The organism is Microbacterium sp. NPDC055683 (assembly GCF_053617895.1).
This window is the reverse complement of the sequence record NZ_JBSHGQ010000011.1, coordinates 1-15149: the sequence shown is the minus strand read 5'-3', so window position 1 is coordinate 15149 and position 15149 is coordinate 1. Positions and strand designations below refer to the sequence as shown.

The following is a 15149-nucleotide window of genomic DNA, read 5'->3' as shown; positions in this document are numbered from 1 at the left end:
TTATCCGGAGTAGCTGAGATTGCTCACCTCAAGCGTAGTCCCCGCCGTTCCAACAACAGCCGTCGTAACGTCGTGGAATATATTCATCCCGATCAGACTATTGGTCATGGATGCGCCGGAAATCCCTACTACAACCGACTCGAACCGGTTACCAATAATTTGCATCCCTCGGGTGCTGGGCGCATGCACGCCATTCGTGACCCCGCTCCCCCCGAGCCGGTTATTCGTGATCGTATGCCGCGAGTCACCCGAGTTGAGAACGTGAACGGCTGACTCTCGCGACCCCGTATTATACGAGCTGAGATCGCAACTGTCGATCGTGACGCGATCACACTGCCAAAGATACGCGCCGCGAGAGTGAAAACGCGACTTGACATTCTTCACCGTGAGATCGACCGCTTGCAATAGGTGAAGAACATGAGTAATCACCGGCGCCGGCGACTGCCCAGGTATACCCGCCACCGTCACGCCGTCAACGATGCAGCGAGTCGGCCGGTGATTCTCGGCTGACGAGACTATCTCCCTACATGCAACGATTGCATCCGCGGCCGTCCCTCCATACATGAGGACGGAATTATTCGCGAACGTGCATGCATAGACGCCACCCTGAAAACAGAGCGGAGCGCGAGTCGGCTCCCAATTTGATCCCTGATTATGACTCGAAGTTCGCGTCCAGAGTATTGTATTTCCGACAGCGACGCAAGAATGACACTGCATGGCAAAGCCGATTGCCCACCAATTAGTGCTCGCGACAGAGTTTCCCGTAACGACAACACCACGCAGATTCTCTGCAGTGATACCCCGCCTGAACATGCCACTACCCCTGCCGAGAATGATGTTCCCACTCACAGTGATCTGAGCATATGGGAGCGGAGTTGGAAACGGCTTATTCTCTACACCTTGAAGGTACTCGAGGTGTATACCCAGGAGGCAATCCGTCCCATCCTTCGCGATGATTATATTCTCCGAGATGACCCCCTGTGCACCCCAAAATGCAATCCCATACCCCTTATTTTCCTGCCCTACACCCCAAACGTCTTCAATCAGATTATGAGCTATTATATGATTACACCACTGTGATTGGGACGCGACGAGAATTCCGTTACCAAAGTTCTGCACATGATTATTGACCACTCGGCTCGAATTGGCATTGATGAGAACAGCGACATTTCGACCAGTCTCAGCAGAGGGTGTGGACCGATTGATCAGTGTTACGCCCTCCACCGAGGAACGATCAGCCCCAATCACCAGGGCAGGCTTCGATTCCATGCCGGAAACCCACTCATATGTGCCACCTCTAAGATGTACACCCTTCACCCAGTCCCTCGCGCCGAGATCGATTCGGTCACTGACGGTGAAGGTAGCGCCAGGATCAGCGACGAAAACGCTGCCGTCCTCATGAGCGGAAAAGAGCGCCTTCAATCCCTCAGTCGAATCGGCAGCGCCGGTTGGATCGATCCCGTCACCACGGACGCGTATGAATGAGGGAGAACTATCGTCCAGCAAGGCGAGTCGATCTCTGATGTCCTCGAGCGCGGCGTCGTGTCCGGAGAGAATCTCGTCAAGTCCCAACACATCCGCGATTTCGTGCAGATGCGGATCTTCAACCGACGCCGCTGAAGATCGTTCGTCGCTCGCGTTACCGAGAGCAGTCCCGACAGTCAGTCCGAAAGCGCCGCTCAGTAGGGATCTGCGTCCGACCTGGTTCATGGCTGGAGCCTATACGACCGCTGGTCGGAGCGCATCAAGATGCTGTATGGCCGACGACTGCGCATGCCGCAAGGACCCACCACGACCGCGCGCTTTCCGCGTGGGGAGATATAGGAGCTCGTTACAGCTCAATGGGCATTTCGTTGTGGCGAAGTCGACGACGTCGAGACTATTTACGCATACAGAATTATGCCTTGCGGATCTCATCAAGAGATCTCGCAGGGGTGTCGAGATCCCCCGCCACGCCTGTACGGGAAGCTTGCGGACGAAATGTGCATATGAATATCAGAATAGATCTGACGTCGAGTGTAAATACCGCCTAGCGCCCCGCTCCCGTGCTGCCGGCCGTCGTCGCCCGGCGACCTACTCGGAGCTCGTCACGGGCTTCTTCACGAGACCTGTGATGACGAGCACGAGGCCCGCGGCGCCCAGCACCGAAGCAGCGATCGACAGGAACAGCGAGGCGCCGTTCTCCAGGATCTGCGAGATCTTCACGCTCGTCGTCGAGAGCCCCCCAGGAGCAGGCTCGCCGCTGAGCGCGGCTGACGCTTCATCATGAGCATCGTCATCGAGACGGCGACGACTGCAATCCCGAGCGCGAGCGAGACGACGTTGAAGGCATCCAGGCTCTCGACTCTACGGCGACGCGATCTGGTCGCGAGCCAGACAGGAGCCCCCGCCTCAGCGCACCCCCGCGCGCACCCGCAGACCCTCCGCGCTCGCCCGACGGCGCGCCTCGTGGTCCCAGATCGCGCGCGCGATGAGCCTCTCGTCGCGCGAGGTGATGGCTCCGCGCACGACGCCGAGCGCCGCGAAGCCGATCCATCCGCCCATCGTGTTCGCCACGACGTCGAGCGGGCTCGCGAAGCGCTCGGCGAGGAGCGCCCCCTGCAGCGCCTCGATCCCGATCGAGAACGCCGGCACGATGAGGAGCGTGGCCCAGACCGCCCGTCGGGGCAGCGCCATCCCGATGAGGAACCCGAGCGGCACGAACATCCCGATGTTGGCGCCGAACTCGAGCTTTCGGTACCCGAACCACCACGGCAGCCCGTTGCGGTGCGCGATGTCGAGCAGGTCGTCGATCGCACCCGACCATCCGCGATCGATGGGCGTCGGCCACATCGTCGCCAGCAGCACGACCGAGGCGTAGGCGACGAGCAGCATCACCGACCAGGCGAGGCGCACACGGCTCGGCGGCGGCTTCCTCGGAATCGTGTCGCTCATCGGGCCTCCCGCGTGCGGCCGCTGAGCGGCTCATCGGTATCGCGCGGCGATGAGCGTATGTGTCGCGCCAGGATATCGCGGGTGCCCGCCCGGCGCACCCCCTCGGATGCGCCGGGCCGCGGTTCACTCCAGCCCGAGATTGCCGCGCAGCGTCGTCCCCTCGTACGCGCGCTTGAAGACCCCGAGGTCCTGCAGGTGCGGCACGACTGCACGACCGAACTCGTCGAACGAGCCGGGGAAGTGCGTGGGCGTGATGAGGAATCCGTCCGCCGACTCCGAGGCGAAGATCCCGGCGAGCTGCTCGGCGACCTCCCGCCCCGTCCCCACGATCTGCGGCGTCAGCTCGCTCTGCGAGAACGCGATCGCGGCTTCTCCGATCGTGGCGTTCGCCCGGCGCGCCCCGAGCAGGTCGTCGAGCGCGGCGATCGCGCGGCTCTTCCGCTGCTCCTCCGTCGCACGCTCGTCGAGCACCTTCAGGTACGACTCGTCGGGGTCGACATCCGACAGGTCCAGACGCGAGAACTGGCTGAAGAACACGAGACCCGCCTGCGGCGTCACGAGCTCGTTCAGGTGTGCGCGACGCGCCTCGGCGATCTCCGTCGTCTCGCCGATGATCGGCTGCACGGCGGCGAACAGCCGGATGCGCTCGGGATCGCGCCTGAGCGCGGCCGCCTTCTGCTGGATGTCGCGCTTCTTCGCGAGCAGCTCCTCCGGCGTGCGCTCGATCGCGAAGATCACCTCGCCCCACCGGGCCCCGAACTCGCGCCCCCGCGGCGAGTCGCCCGCCTGCAGCAGCACGGGATGCCGCTGCGGCGACGGCGGCAGGTTGAGCGGGCCCTGCACCTCGACATAGCGCCCCTTGTACTCGGGCGCCGTGATGCGACTCGTATCGGCGAACACACCCGTCTCCTTGTCGGCGACGAGCGCGTCATCCTGCCACGACCTCCACAGCGCCGTGACCGCCTCGACGACCTCGTCGCCGCGGTCGTACGTCTCGGTTCGACCGAGCTCCGCGACGTGCGGGAAGTTGCGGAAGTTGCGCTCCCCCTGCGACTGGATGATGTTCCACGCGACCCGTCCCCCCGACAGCACGTCGAGCGACTGCAGCGTGCGCGCGAGGTTGTAGGGCTCGTTGAAGCTCGTCGAGAGCGTCACCCCGACGCCGAGGTGCGTGCTCGCCGCGGCGATCTGCGCGGCGAGCTGAGCGGGGTCGTGCTTGATGCCGTTCGACAGGCCGTGCCGGGCGAACCCCTCGCCGTACGACACCGTCTCGGGGATGAACGCGAGGTCGAACAGATAGCGCTCGAGACTCTGCGCGGTCTGGTGGAAGAGCCCCGGCCCCACGAAGTCGCGGTCGGAGTACGGATGGCGCCACGCGCCGGCGAAGTGGCCGCTCGGGAAGAGGATGTAGGCGCCGAGGAAGAGCTGACGGGTCATGGAGGGCTTTCTCGTGTGGGGATGGTCAGACGCGCGCGGGCCGCGCGAGGCCGAGGTTGTCGCGGAAGGTGCCGTCCGCGTAGCCGGTGCGGTAGCGCCCGCGCGACTGCAGCTCGGGCACGAGCTCGTCGGTGAGACGGCGGAAGCCGTCGACGAGGTGCGACGGCAGCAGGTTGAACCCGTCGGCGCCGCCGCCGTCGAACCGTTCGAGCAGGAGGTCGGCGACCTGCTCGACGGCGCCGACCGGCGCCCAGTGCCCGCCGCCCGCGACCGCGAACTCGATCAGCTCGCGCAGGGTCAGCGCCTCGACGAGGGCCAGGTGCCGGAACAAGTCGTAGCGCGAGCGCACGAGGTCGACGTCGTCAGGCGCGGGGATGGCCGCCTCAGGGATGCGGTCGTCGAGCGACAGTGCCGACAGGTCGGCCCCGCCGAGCATGAACTCGACCTGGCCGCGGCTCGCGTCGTGATCGAGGTACTCGAGCAGCTCCGCCGCGATGCGGCGGGCCTCCTCCTCCGTTCCGCCGAGCACGGGCGCGAGACCGGGCAGGATGAGGACCTCCCGCGGGTCCCGACCCGCCGCCGCCGTGCGCGCCTTCACGTCCGCGTAGAACGCCCGCCCCTCGGCGACGATCGGCTGCGCCGTGTACACGACGTCGGCGAACCGCGCCGCGAGATCGCGCCCCGCCGACGACGACCCTGCCTGCGCGATGACGGGCCGGCCCTGCGGAGGCCGCGGCAGGTTGAGCGGCCCCGTGAGCGCGATGTGCTCGCCCTCGTACCGATCCGCGCGGACGCGATCGGGATCGCCCCACCTCCCCGTCTCCCGGTCGAGCACGAGCGCGTCGTCCGCCCATCCGTCCCACAGCAGCGTGACCGCCTCGAGGAACTCCGTCGCGCGCTCGTACCGCACGGCGTGCGCGGGCAGCGGCGCATCCGAGAAGTGCTCGGCCCCGCCGAAGGAGGTGACGACGTTCCACCCGGCCCGGCCATCCGAGAGATGATCGAGCGAGGCGAGCTGACGCGCGACCGTGTGCGGCGCGTTGAACGTCGTCGACAGCGACGGGATGAGCCCGATGCGGCTCGTGCGCCCCGCGAGGACCGCGAGGAGCGTGAGCCCCTCGAGATACCGGAGCGGACGGACGGGGAACCGCGCGGCGTCGTGCGTCGGACCATCCGCCACGAACAGGTGGTGGAGCGCCGCTCCCTCCGCCCAGCGCGCCTGATCCGAGTAGAGCGAGAGGCGGTACGCCTCTTCCACCCTGCTGCCGTCGCGCCGCCAGGCGCCGGGATGCGCGCCCGCCCCGTTGAGGAGGATGCCCAGCACGAGCTCACGCGGTTCCCGGTGCGTCATGCCCTGTGCACCTCCTGCGCGTACAGGTAGCGCGCCGACCGCGGCTCCCATGTCACGCCGCGCGAGATCACCGCGGTGAAGGGCGACGGATAGAGGAAGATCGTGTGCGCCTCGTCGTAGTAGTTCTGGACGGCCTCGTCGACCAGCGCACGCTGCTCGTCGACGTCGGTGGCGGCCTGCGCCTGATGCACGAGCGCGTCGAACTCGGGCGCGATCACGTCGCTCTGGATGTGGTCGGTCGTGAACGGGTCGAACAGCTGGAACCCGTCGCGGTACTGCCCGCCCCACATGATGTAGACGAGGTCGGCCCCCGCCTGCGCGTCGCCGTACTGCCGCTCGATCCAGGCGGGGAACGGCGTCTGCGTGATCGTCAGCTCGACGCCCACCTCCGCCCACTGCGCGGCGATCGCCTGCGACGCGAGCTCGGCGGCGACGTACGTGCCCGACGGCACGTCGACCTCGACCTCGAACCCGTCGCCGTAGCCGGCCTCGTCGAGCAGCTCCTGCGCCTTCTCGAGGTCGAAGGGATACGCCGAGACGTCGGGGTTCGGCTCCTGGAACGGCTCGTAGAGCACCTGGCCGGGCAGCGGATCGACCGACTCGCCGAACAGCGCCTGGATGATCGACTCCTTGTCGGTCGCGTAGTTCAGCGCCTGGCGGACGCGCACGTCTTGCAGCGGCGAGCCCTCCTTCTCCTCGTTGATGGCGAGGACGAGCGGCTGCGGGCCGATGCCGAGGATGGTGTCGTAGACGGCCGAGTCGGCGAACAGGTCGAGGCTCAGCGGGTCGACGTTGAGGGCGATCTGCGGCTCACCCGCCTGCAGCGCCGCGACCCGCTGGGCCTCGGAGGCGAGCACCGTGTAGTGCACGCTCTCGAAGTCGGGCGCCTCGCCCGCATAGTGCGGGTTGAGCGACAGCGTCACGCCGTTCTCGAGATCGACCGTCTCGACCTGGTAGGGCCCCGACCCGAGCGCCTCGGTGTTGAGGTCGTGGCTCTCGGCGAACGACCGGTCGACGATGTACGCGTTCCACAGCCGCCCCGGCAGGTCGATCGCGGGCGAGGAGAGGTGGAAGGCCACGGTGTCGTCGTCCACGGCGTCGACCGAGGAGATGTACTTCCGCAGCGCGGCACCGGATGTGCCCTCGTACTCCGGGTCGAGCAGCTGCCCGAAGTTCCACGCGATCGTGTCGGTCGTGAGCGGCGTGCCGTCGGAGAAGACGGCGTCGGTGCGCACCGTGAACTCCCATTCGAGGTCGGACAGCTGCTCCCACTCCGTCGCGAGGCCCGGAGCGACCTCGAAGTCGGGCGTGATCGTCGTGAGCGCCTCGTACACGGATCCGATGACGGAGCCCTGACTGTCGGGCGAGCCGCCCTTGTGCGGATGGATGCTCGTGAGCTGACGCGAGAGGGTGAGCTGGAGCTCCTCGCCGACCTCGACGGCTGCCGCGGCCGCGGCATCGTCGGTGTCGGCGGGCGCGACCGAGCTGCACGCGGCGGCGACGGCGATCGTGGCGGCGGTGGCTGCGGCGAGCGCGATGCGCGACAGGCGGCGCAGCGTCAGGCGGTGCAGCGTCGGGCGCAGCGATGCGCGGGGCAGGGGGACGGGCATGGTGACTGCTCTCTATCGGGAAGGCGGAAGGGGTCGGGTAGGGAGGAAGGGGTCAGGCGAAGGCTCGCCCGGGGATGGCGTCGACGAGCGCCCGCGTGTACGGGTGCTGCGGCCGGGAGAGGACGTCGTCGGTCGGCCCCTGCTCGACGATGCGGCCGTGACGGAGCACGACGACGTCTTCGCAGAGGAACCGCACGACACCCAGATCGTGGGAGATGAAGAGGTAGGTGAGATCGTGTTCGGCGCGCAACCGTTCGAGCAGCCGGAGGATGCGCGCCTGCACCGACAGGTCGAGCGCGGAGACCGGCTCGTCGGCGACGATGAGGCGCGGCTCGCTCGCGAGCGCCCTCGCGATGCCGACGCGCTGCCGCTGTCCGCCCGACAGCTCCGCCGGCAGGCGGTCGCGGAACCCGCGCGGCAGTTCGACGTCGTCGAGCAGCTCGTCGATGCGCGCCGACACGGCGCGCCGGTCGAGGCCGAGGCGCTGCAGCTCGAGCGGCTCGCGCAGCGTCTGCGCGACCGTGAGGCGTGGGTCGAGCGACGCGTAGGGGTCCTGGAAGACGTACTGCACATCGCGTCGCCAGCGCTGCCTGGCCGTGCCGCGCAGACGGCGGGGCTCGACTCCGTCGAACCGCACGCCGCCGCTGTCGGGAGCGTCGAGCCCCACGACGATGCGCGCGAGCGTCGTCTTGCCCGACCCCGACTCGCCCACGATCCCGAGCGACTGGCCCCGCTGCACGTCGAGCGAGACGCCGTCGAGAGCGACATGGCGCCGCCGGCCGTCGGGAGCGCGCACCGTGAACGAGCGGCGCAGGTCGACGAGCTCGACGAGCGGCGCCTCCGCGGCATCCGCATCCGCCGCTCGGTCACCGGATGAGGCGGGTCGCGAGGGGACGAGTCGCGAAGGGACGGCGCCCAGCAGCGTCTGCGTGTACGGGTGCTCGGGAGCCCCGAGCACGCGTTCGGTGGGGCCGTGTTCGACGACGGCGCCGTCTGCCATCACGTACACGCGCTCGGTGCGGTCGGCGATGACGCCGATGTCGTGGCTCACGAGCAGGATGCCGATGCCGAGCCGGTGACGCAGGTCGTCGAGCAGATCGAGCACCTGCGCCTGCACCGAGACGTCGAGGGCGGTGGTGGGCTCGTCGGCGATGAGCAGCGACGGGCGGCGGGCGAGCGCCATCGCGATGACGACGCGCTGGTTGAGACCGCCCGACAGCTCGTGGGGGAAGGCGCCCAGCGTCTTGTCGGCGTCGTCGATGCCGACGAGCCGCAGCAGCTCGGCAGCGTCGGCACGCCGTCGCGCGCGGGGCACGTCGCGGGGCAGCGCCTCCGCGAGCTGCGTCGCGATCCGCAGGCGGGGGTTGAGGGCGGAGGTCGGGTTCTGGAAGACCACGCCGATGTGCGCGGAACGATGGGCACGCGAAGCCGCCGGACGGAGCGCCCGCACGTCGGCCCCGGCGACCTCCACCTCACCGCCGTAGGTCGCGATGCCCCACGGCAGCAGGCCGGCCACGGCGAGGGCCGTCAGCGTCTTGCCCGAGCCCGACTCCCCCACGAGGCCGACCGTCGTGCCCGCGGGCACGACGAGGCTCTCCACGCGCACGAGCGGTCGTCCGCCCCCGGGGGCGGGATCGCCGGACACGGGCGCCCCCGTCGTCGCGCCCGGCACGGGTCCGCGCCGCGCGATGAGGTCGACGACGAGCTCGCGCACGACGAGCGCATCGGCCCGCGCCGCGCCATCCGCCGTCCTCTCGATCAGGGCGGGCGTCTGCAGGTCGGCGCTCATGCGCGCCCCCTCTCCTCGCGTGGTGCCGCCCCGAACCGCTCGGCGAGCCCGTCGCCCAGCAGCTGAAGGGCGACGATCGTGACGATGAGCGCGAGCCCGGGGAAGACCGAGAGCCACGGCGCGGCCGAGAGCCTGGCCTGCCCCGACGAGACCATCTGGCCCCAGTCGGGTTCGGGCGGCTGCACTCCCAGGCCGAGGAACCCGAGGCTCGCCTCGAGCAGCAGCACCGCCGATCCGCTCAGGGTGAGGGCGACGAAGAAGAGCGGCAGGACGCTGGGGAGCACGTGCCGCCAGGCGAGGGCGAGCCGACCGGCGCCGGAGATGCGGGCGGCTTCGATGAACGGCTGCGCGACGACGGCGCGGGCATGGCCGCGCACGACGCGGAAGGTGAGCACCCAGGCGCCGAGCACGAGCACGAGCACGAGCGGCGCGAAGGAGTTGCCGACGAACGACAGGATGACGATCGCGAGCACGATGCTCGGCACCGCGAGCTGCACGTCGGCGAGGCGGCCGCCCACGGCGTCGACCCATCCGCCGAGGAGGGCGCCGGCGAGGGCGAGCGCGAGGCCGAACACGGAGGCGATGATGCTCGCCACCGCCGTCACGCCGAGCGCCGTGCGCCCGCCGTGGAGAACCCTCGCGAGCTGGTCCCGACCGAGCTCGTCGGTGCCGAACGGGTGCGCCGCCGAGGGCGCCTGGAGGATGGCCGTGAAGTCCTGGGCGAGCGGGTCGGGTGCGATCCACGGCGCGGCGACCGTGACGGCCACGACCGCGGCGAGCGCGACCGCCCCCGCCACGCCCGACGCGCTGAGCCGCCGACGCGATGTCTGCGCAGGAGAGACCGCCTCGACGGCGGGCGGGATGTCGACGACGGTCATGAGCGGAGCCTCGGTTCGAGCAGGGCGGCGACGATGTCGACCGCGAGGTTGATGACGACGAAGCCGATCGCGATGACGAGCACGCACACGATCACGAGCGGGTAGTCGAGGTTCTGCACGGCGCTGATGGAGAGCTGTCCGATGCCCGGCCATCCGAAGACCGACTCCGTGACGACCGCGCCGCCGAGGAGCACGCCCGCTTGGATGCCCACGACGTTGAGGGTGGTCCCGAGGGCGTTTCCCACCACGTGGCGGAGCACGATGACGCGCTCGGGCAGGCCCTTGGCCCGCGCCGTGCGCACGTGATCGGCCTGCAGCACGTCGACGAGCGCCGTGCGGAACACCCGGGCGACCGCGGGGATGAACGCGACCGAGAGAGTCAGGGCAGGCAGGACGATGCCCGCCGGACCGGCCGAGGCCGTCGCGGGGACCCATCCCAGCCACACGGCGAACACGAGGATCGCGAGGACGCCGAAGAAGAACGTCGGGATGGCGTCGAGCGCGGTCGCCACGGCGAGGGGGACGCGTCGAGCCGCCGCCGAGCGCGCGGTCGCGGCCACGTAGCCGATCACGGCACCGACGACGACGCCGATCAGGAGGCTGAGCCCTCCGAGCGCGAGGCTCGCGGGGAGCCGGCCGAGGGCGACCGCGACCGGGTCGCCGCCGTAGCGGATCGAGTCGGGGAAGTCGCCGGCGACCACGGAGGCGAGAAAGCGCCCGTACTGCACCGGGAGCGGCTGGTCGAATCCGTACAGCGCCGTGAGCCGGACGATCTCCTCGGGAGGCGCGTCGGGGGCCACGAGCAGGATCGCCGGGTTGTTGGTCGAGTACAGCGCGAAGAACACGAGCGTCGCCGCACCCCACACCGCGAGGAGCCCGGTCGCGGCGCGGGAGGCCAGATAGCGCCAGCTCACGGGTGGGCGGATGCGGCGCAGCGCGGCCGGGATCGGAGGCGCGGCGACGAGGGGCGGAGACGACATGGCGGACCTTCGAGACGACGGCGGGGACCGCACCATGACGCCAGAGGTCCGCCCGCCACGTCCAAGAGGCGGCGCCGATGGGGATCCATCGCGATCCGTGATGACTGGCCGATTCCCCGCGCGGCCTGGCCGTCATCCGCCGGCATGGGCGCCCGCGATGTCGCGGCGTTCCCGTCCGTGACGCCGTCTTTCGTCACACGGCGATATCGGCGGGCGGGAGCGCATCCCAATATCCGACACGTGTCGCGCGGGTCAAGCCTTCCGCGCGCGTTGCGCGAATACGTCGTGATTCGCGGCAAAAGACGTCCTGAGGTGCGGCAGTCGATTGCGTGAGGTGGAACCCGGGTACCCGGTCTCATGGAGAGAGAACCCGAACCCCCGACGAGGAGACGCCAGTGGACCCGACGCGCCCCCTGCCCTTCCTAGGGATCACGCTGGGCGCGAGCCGTGGCCTGCGCAGCGTGTACCGCTTCGCCGGCTCCCAGGGCATCGACCGGATGTCGCTCGGCGTGCGGGTGTGGGGCGATGACGCCGAGAGCTTCTCGGCCCGGCTCATTTCCGTCCCCCTCGAGGAGATCGCGTTCGAGGATGTCACGATGTCGAGGGGATCGATCGAACGCACCGCCGACCACATCGCGGCGCTGCCGCTCGACCTCGTCCGCCTCCTCTACGTGCTCGACGGCGCCATGCACTTTCGGAGCGGCGATGCCGACTTCCGCGTCGAGAGCGGCCAGATGATCGCCATCGCCCCGACCGAGACGTTCCGGATCGTCTTCGAAGGGCAGGCACGGCACCAGACACTCATCGCCCCGGCTCGGCTCCTCCGCCTCCTCCCCGGACGGATCGACGTCGTCCGCCGCGAACCGCTGCCTCCGAGCGCCTCGCTCGGTCTGCTCGCCGCGATCATGCGGTCGCTCCCGCAGCATTCGCCTCGCGACAACACCGAGGAGTCGGAGCTGCTCGCGCACTCCCTCATCGATCTCATGCAGGCGGTCGTGCGCACACGCGGCCGCGGGATCGCGTCCTCGAGCCCCGAGGACGACATCAGGCGCCGCGTCTACGACATCATCGAGCGCGAGTACAACGATCCCGATCTGCGGGCGAGCACGATCGCACCCCGACTGACCGTGAGCGTGCGGAACTTGCACCGGCTGTTCGCGGATGAGCCGCGCTCGATCGCGCACGCGATCCGCCTGCGACGCGTCGAGGCGATGGGCCGCGATCTCCTCATCACGCAGGACGCGTTCGAGATCATCGCCCACCAGGCCGGGTTCGGATCCGATGACTCCGCATACCGCGCTTTCCGAGAGGAGAAGGGGATGACGCCTGCGGAGTACCGGCGACGCGGATTCCGCTCACGGGACTCCTCAAGCCCCTGGACTTGACCGTTCCGGTGCGTCCCTAGAGCGACGCGATCCACTCGGCGAGCTCGCTCATGATGGCCCAGAGACCGTAGCCGAGGCCGATCACGCCCAGCACGATCCACCACCACTCCGAGCGCTCCCGCAGTCGCCGCCCGGCCTTCGCGACCCCGCGCGGGCGCACGAGCGGAGGCGACCCCGCCCTGCCGAGCCGCTCGTCGCGCCAGTTCTCCCACTGGCGGGTCTTCACCGTGATCGCCTCGACGGTCGCCAGCACGGAGCGCCAGCGGTCGGGGTCGGTCGTCACGATGCCGCGCGGCGCGCAGAGGTACAGCGCGTCGTCGCGGATCTCGACGTCGAGGTCACGCGCATGATCGAGCATGACCGCCAGCACGTCCGGTGAGAACAGGTAGAGCGCGTCAGCCTCGTAGCCGGCGGGGCAATACAGGCGGAACGCATCGGCGGTGGGGCCCTCAGGGACGAGCTGCTGCCCGCCGGCGAACTCGAGCGGCAGGTTGCTGCGCCCGAACGCGCGGTCATTCAGACGGGCATCCAGCACGATGTGCGGCAGTGCCGTTCCGAGCGGCACGCGCACGTAGTCCGTCTGCCGGATGGTCGTGCTGCGTCCTGAGCCCGTCTTGCCCCGGTATGTTCCCAGCTCAATCGGGTCGCCTGCCTCGATCTCGATGCGGTCGAAGACGTCGACCACGGCGCCGGGGGCGGCGTACATGCCTGCGTACGCGCTCGCTCCCGCCCAGGGTGCGTAGCGCCATCCGTTGTCTCGGGCGAACAGGTGCAGCCGATATCGGCGCCGGTCCTGCCGGACGAGGCGCACCGTCACCCACACCCAAAGCGCGACCACGGTGAGCGGCGCGAGCAAGCCGATCGCGAGGATGCCGATGTCGGCGGCGCTGAGCCGCCCGCTCGAGAAGGCCTCGACCATCGGCCAGCTGATGACGAGGACCACGAGCAGCAGCATCGCCCCGATGGCGGCCAGCAGTCCCCCGTTCGGCGCGACCCGCTTCGGGAGTCCCGCACGGACGAGCGTCGCGAATGCGCGCACCTCGGCGCCTGAGACCGGTGTGGTCAGAGCGCGGGTGTCGATGTGGAGACGAGCGGAGATGGCGGTCACCTCAGAGCGCGGGTGCTGCATCGTCCATGAGACGAGGATAGTCCAGCTTGAACGCAGGTTCAGTCATCCGCCCACGATCGGGCGCCGTGACCCGATGAGCGAGCCGACACGCAAACCCCGCGTGCGCGCCGCCCAGATCCGGCCGCACCTGCGGAAGTTCCTGACGGCGGATGCGGTCACGTCCTGCGTGAGGAACAGCCGGTGGGAGCGGTCTCATGGTGGGGAAGAGAACGGCGACACGAGGAGTGGGATGGCGACGCACGCGCTCACCGCCGACCGCGGTCATCGGATGGTCCACCGCTACGCGGGCCAGAAGGGACAGGAGCAGCTCTCCCGCGAAATGCGCGTGTCGGCCGGCTCCGAGGAGTTCCAGGCGACCATGGTCTCCATTCCGATCGATGAGGTCACCATCGAAGAAGCGACGATGTCGCCGAGCGTGATCGAGCGCACGCGGGAGCATCTGCGAGCCTCCCCGGCGGACCTCGTCCGGGTGATGCTCATCGTGGAAGGCGACGCACGGTTCCGGAGCGGCGACGCCGACTTCCGGTTGAGCGAGGGCCAGATGGTCGCCTTCGCAATGACGGCGCCGTTTCGCCTGGACCTCGAGACGCGGGTGCGCCACCGGACGCTGATCGTCCCCACGCGCCTCCTGCACATCGTCGCAGGGCGAATCGACACGATAGCGCGCCAGCCGATCCTCCCCTCCCCCGCGCGGGGCCGACTCGTGTCGGCGATGAACGGGCTCTCGCGGCATGCTCCTCGCGACAACACCGAGGAGGCAGAGCTCGTCGCACATGCCCTCGTCGATCTCGTCCGTTCCGTGATCCGCTCGCACGGCAGGGGGCTCTCCCCGTCCGTCGACGACGACCTCCGCCGTGAGGTCTACGCTCTCATCGCCGCCCGGCACTCAGACCCGGACCTGCGTCCGACAGCGATCGCAGGGCAGCTGAACATCTCCCTCCGCACCTTGCACCGGCTGTTCGCAGAGGAACCCCGGAAGCTCGCCGACGTGATCCGGGGCTGTCGTGTCGATGCGCTTTCGCGCGCCCTGCAGACATCGACTGAGCCGTTCACCGTGCTCGCCCGCAGGGCAGGGTTCGGTTCGCCGGATTCCGCCTATCGAGCCTTCAAGGAGCTCCGCGGCGCCACGCCGTCGCGGTACCGAGCGGAGCTGACCGCACCGCATCTGATGCCGGCTTCCCCCGCAAACCGCGCGCTCGGTGACCGTTCGACATATCGATCTGACTAGATGTGCCGCGACAGCACAGGCGCGACCGAGGGAGTGCGAGATGAAGGAATGGTGGGCGTGGATCGGCGTCGCGGTACTGGCGGTGATCATCCTCGCGGTCCTCGCCCTGCGCGCGATGGACCTGCTCATTCCCGAGGTCGCGACGGCGGCGGGCGCCGCCATCGTCGTCGCGACTGGGATGAGCTTCGTCGCGCTGACCTTCTCGCCGCTGCGACGGAAGCGGCACCGCCGGCGCTAGGGCAGAAACGGATTCGGGCCCGTGCCGAACCCGCGGGCGCTGCGTGCCCTCCCCGGCCCATCGCAGCGCCCGCCCCTCTCGTCCGCATCGAGCGACGGACTTCGACGCGTGATGTGGCCGCCATCGGCCGGCGTCCCGTGAAATCGAGACGACGGCGGCGCTTGACCGAAAGAGGAAGAGGGGCAGGCGA

13 protein-coding genes are annotated in these 15149 nt (G+C 69.0%); 3 read left to right on the top strand and 10 right to left on the bottom strand.

The window, feature by feature from the left end:
- From ACWGPF_RS06370 to ACWGPF_RS06330, 9 genes are all read right to left on the bottom strand, one after another.
- Positions 1-1710, bottom strand: coding sequence for a hypothetical protein (locus ACWGPF_RS06370; RefSeq protein WP_452332026.1), 1710 nt, complete (start codon positions 1708-1710; stop codon positions 1-3).
- A gap of 363 nt (positions 1711-2073) precedes the next feature.
- Positions 2074-2205: a hypothetical protein gene (locus ACWGPF_RS06365; protein ID WP_452332025.1), complete on the bottom strand. Its 132-nt coding sequence runs from the start codon at positions 2203-2205 to the stop codon at positions 2074-2076.
- 186 nt (positions 2206-2391) lie between these two features.
- Positions 2392-2934 carry a VanZ family protein gene (locus ACWGPF_RS06360; RefSeq protein ID WP_452332024.1) on the bottom strand — a complete coding sequence of 181 codons (543 nt, stop codon included), beginning with the start codon at positions 2932-2934 and terminating at the stop codon, positions 2392-2394.
- Positions 2935-3057: 123 nt separating this feature from the next.
- Entirely contained in the window at positions 3058-4371 is a 1314-nt protein-coding gene (locus tag ACWGPF_RS06355; RefSeq protein ID WP_452332023.1) for an NtaA/DmoA family FMN-dependent monooxygenase, read from the bottom strand.
- Between the two features lie 25 nt (positions 4372-4396).
- Positions 4397-5722 (bottom strand): NtaA/DmoA family FMN-dependent monooxygenase, encoded by a 1326-nt coding sequence (locus ACWGPF_RS06350; protein WP_452332022.1) that lies wholly within the window; start codon positions 5720-5722, stop codon positions 4397-4399.
- Positions 5719-7332 (bottom strand): ABC transporter substrate-binding protein, encoded by a 1614-nt coding sequence (locus ACWGPF_RS06345; RefSeq protein ID WP_452332021.1) that lies wholly within the window; start codon positions 7330-7332, stop codon positions 5719-5721. The genes ACWGPF_RS06350 and ACWGPF_RS06345 overlap by 4 nt, the downstream gene beginning before the upstream one ends.
- A 52-nt stretch (positions 7333-7384) precedes the next feature.
- Positions 7385-9121, bottom strand: a complete 1737-nt coding sequence (locus ACWGPF_RS06340) for a dipeptide ABC transporter ATP-binding protein (protein ID WP_452332020.1) — start codon at positions 9119-9121, stop codon at positions 7385-7387.
- Positions 9118-9999 carry an ABC transporter permease gene (locus ACWGPF_RS06335; protein WP_452332019.1) on the bottom strand — a complete coding sequence of 294 codons (882 nt, stop codon included), beginning with the start codon at positions 9997-9999 and terminating at the stop codon, positions 9118-9120. Before ACWGPF_RS06335 ends, ACWGPF_RS06340 begins: the two co-directional genes overlap by 4 nt.
- The gene (locus ACWGPF_RS06330) at positions 9996-10979 is read right to left on the bottom strand and encodes an ABC transporter permease (protein ID WP_452332018.1); all 984 of its coding nucleotides are present in this window, start codon (positions 10977-10979) and stop codon (positions 9996-9998) included. Before ACWGPF_RS06330 ends, ACWGPF_RS06335 begins: the two co-directional genes overlap by 4 nt.
- A 395-nt stretch (positions 10980-11374) precedes the next feature.
- Here ACWGPF_RS06330 and ACWGPF_RS06325 point away from each other — a divergent pair, with 395 nt between their 5' ends.
- Positions 11375-12364: a helix-turn-helix domain-containing protein gene (locus ACWGPF_RS06325; protein WP_452332017.1), complete on the top strand. Its 990-nt coding sequence runs from the start codon at positions 11375-11377 to the stop codon at positions 12362-12364.
- A gap of 16 nt (positions 12365-12380) precedes the next feature.
- Here the strand turns inward: ACWGPF_RS06325 and ACWGPF_RS06320 are convergent, their stop codons facing one another.
- The gene (locus tag ACWGPF_RS06320) at positions 12381-13493 is read right to left on the bottom strand and encodes a hypothetical protein (protein WP_452332016.1); all 1113 of its coding nucleotides are present in this window, start codon (positions 13491-13493) and stop codon (positions 12381-12383) included.
- 229 nt (positions 13494-13722) lie between these two features.
- Here ACWGPF_RS06320 and ACWGPF_RS06315 point away from each other — a divergent pair, with 229 nt between their 5' ends.
- Both ACWGPF_RS06315 and ACWGPF_RS06310 read left to right on the top strand, forming a co-directional pair.
- Positions 13723-14721, top strand: coding sequence for an AraC-like ligand-binding domain-containing protein (locus tag ACWGPF_RS06315; protein ID WP_452332015.1), 999 nt, complete (start codon positions 13723-13725; stop codon positions 14719-14721).
- Between the two features lie 40 nt (positions 14722-14761).
- Positions 14762-14959, top strand: a complete 198-nt coding sequence (locus ACWGPF_RS06310; protein WP_452332014.1) for a hypothetical protein — start codon at positions 14762-14764, stop codon at positions 14957-14959.
- The last annotated feature ends 190 nt before the right edge of the window (positions 14960-15149 follow it).

Excerpts from the sequence above, each read along its gene's own strand:
- ACWGPF_RS06310 (WP_452332014.1), top strand. The coding sequence starts at position 14,762 with ATGAAGGAATGGTGGGCGTGGATCGGCGTCGCGGTACTGGCGGTGATC.
- ACWGPF_RS06355 (WP_452332023.1), bottom strand. The coding sequence starts at position 4,371 with ATGACCCGTCAGCTCTTCCTCGGCGCCTACATCCTCTTCCCGAGCGGC.
- ACWGPF_RS06370 (WP_452332026.1), bottom strand. The coding sequence starts at position 1,710 with ATGAACCAGGTCGGACGCAGATCCCTACTGAGCGGCGCTTTCGGACTG.
- ACWGPF_RS06335 (WP_452332019.1), bottom strand. The coding sequence starts at position 9,999 with ATGACCGTCGTCGACATCCCGCCCGCCGTCGAGGCGGTCTCTCCTGCG.
- ACWGPF_RS06345 (WP_452332021.1), bottom strand. The coding sequence starts at position 7,332 with ATGCCCGTCCCCCTGCCCCGCGCATCGCTGCGCCCGACGCTGCACCGC.
- ACWGPF_RS06350 (WP_452332022.1), bottom strand. The coding sequence starts at position 5,722 with ATGACGCACCGGGAACCGCGTGAGCTCGTGCTGGGCATCCTCCTCAAC.
- ACWGPF_RS06340 (WP_452332020.1), bottom strand. The coding sequence starts at position 9,121 with ATGAGCGCCGACCTGCAGACGCCCGCCCTGATCGAGAGGACGGCGGAT.
- ACWGPF_RS06360 (WP_452332024.1), bottom strand. The coding sequence starts at position 2,934 with ATGAGCGACACGATTCCGAGGAAGCCGCCGCCGAGCCGTGTGCGCCTC.
- ACWGPF_RS06330 (WP_452332018.1), bottom strand. The coding sequence starts at position 10,979 with ATGTCGTCTCCGCCCCTCGTCGCCGCGCCTCCGATCCCGGCCGCGCTG.
- ACWGPF_RS06320 (WP_452332016.1), bottom strand. The coding sequence starts at position 13,493 with ATGCAGCACCCGCGCTCTGAGGTGACCGCCATCTCCGCTCGTCTCCAC.
- ACWGPF_RS06315 (WP_452332015.1), top strand. The coding sequence starts at position 13,723 with ATGGCGACGCACGCGCTCACCGCCGACCGCGGTCATCGGATGGTCCAC.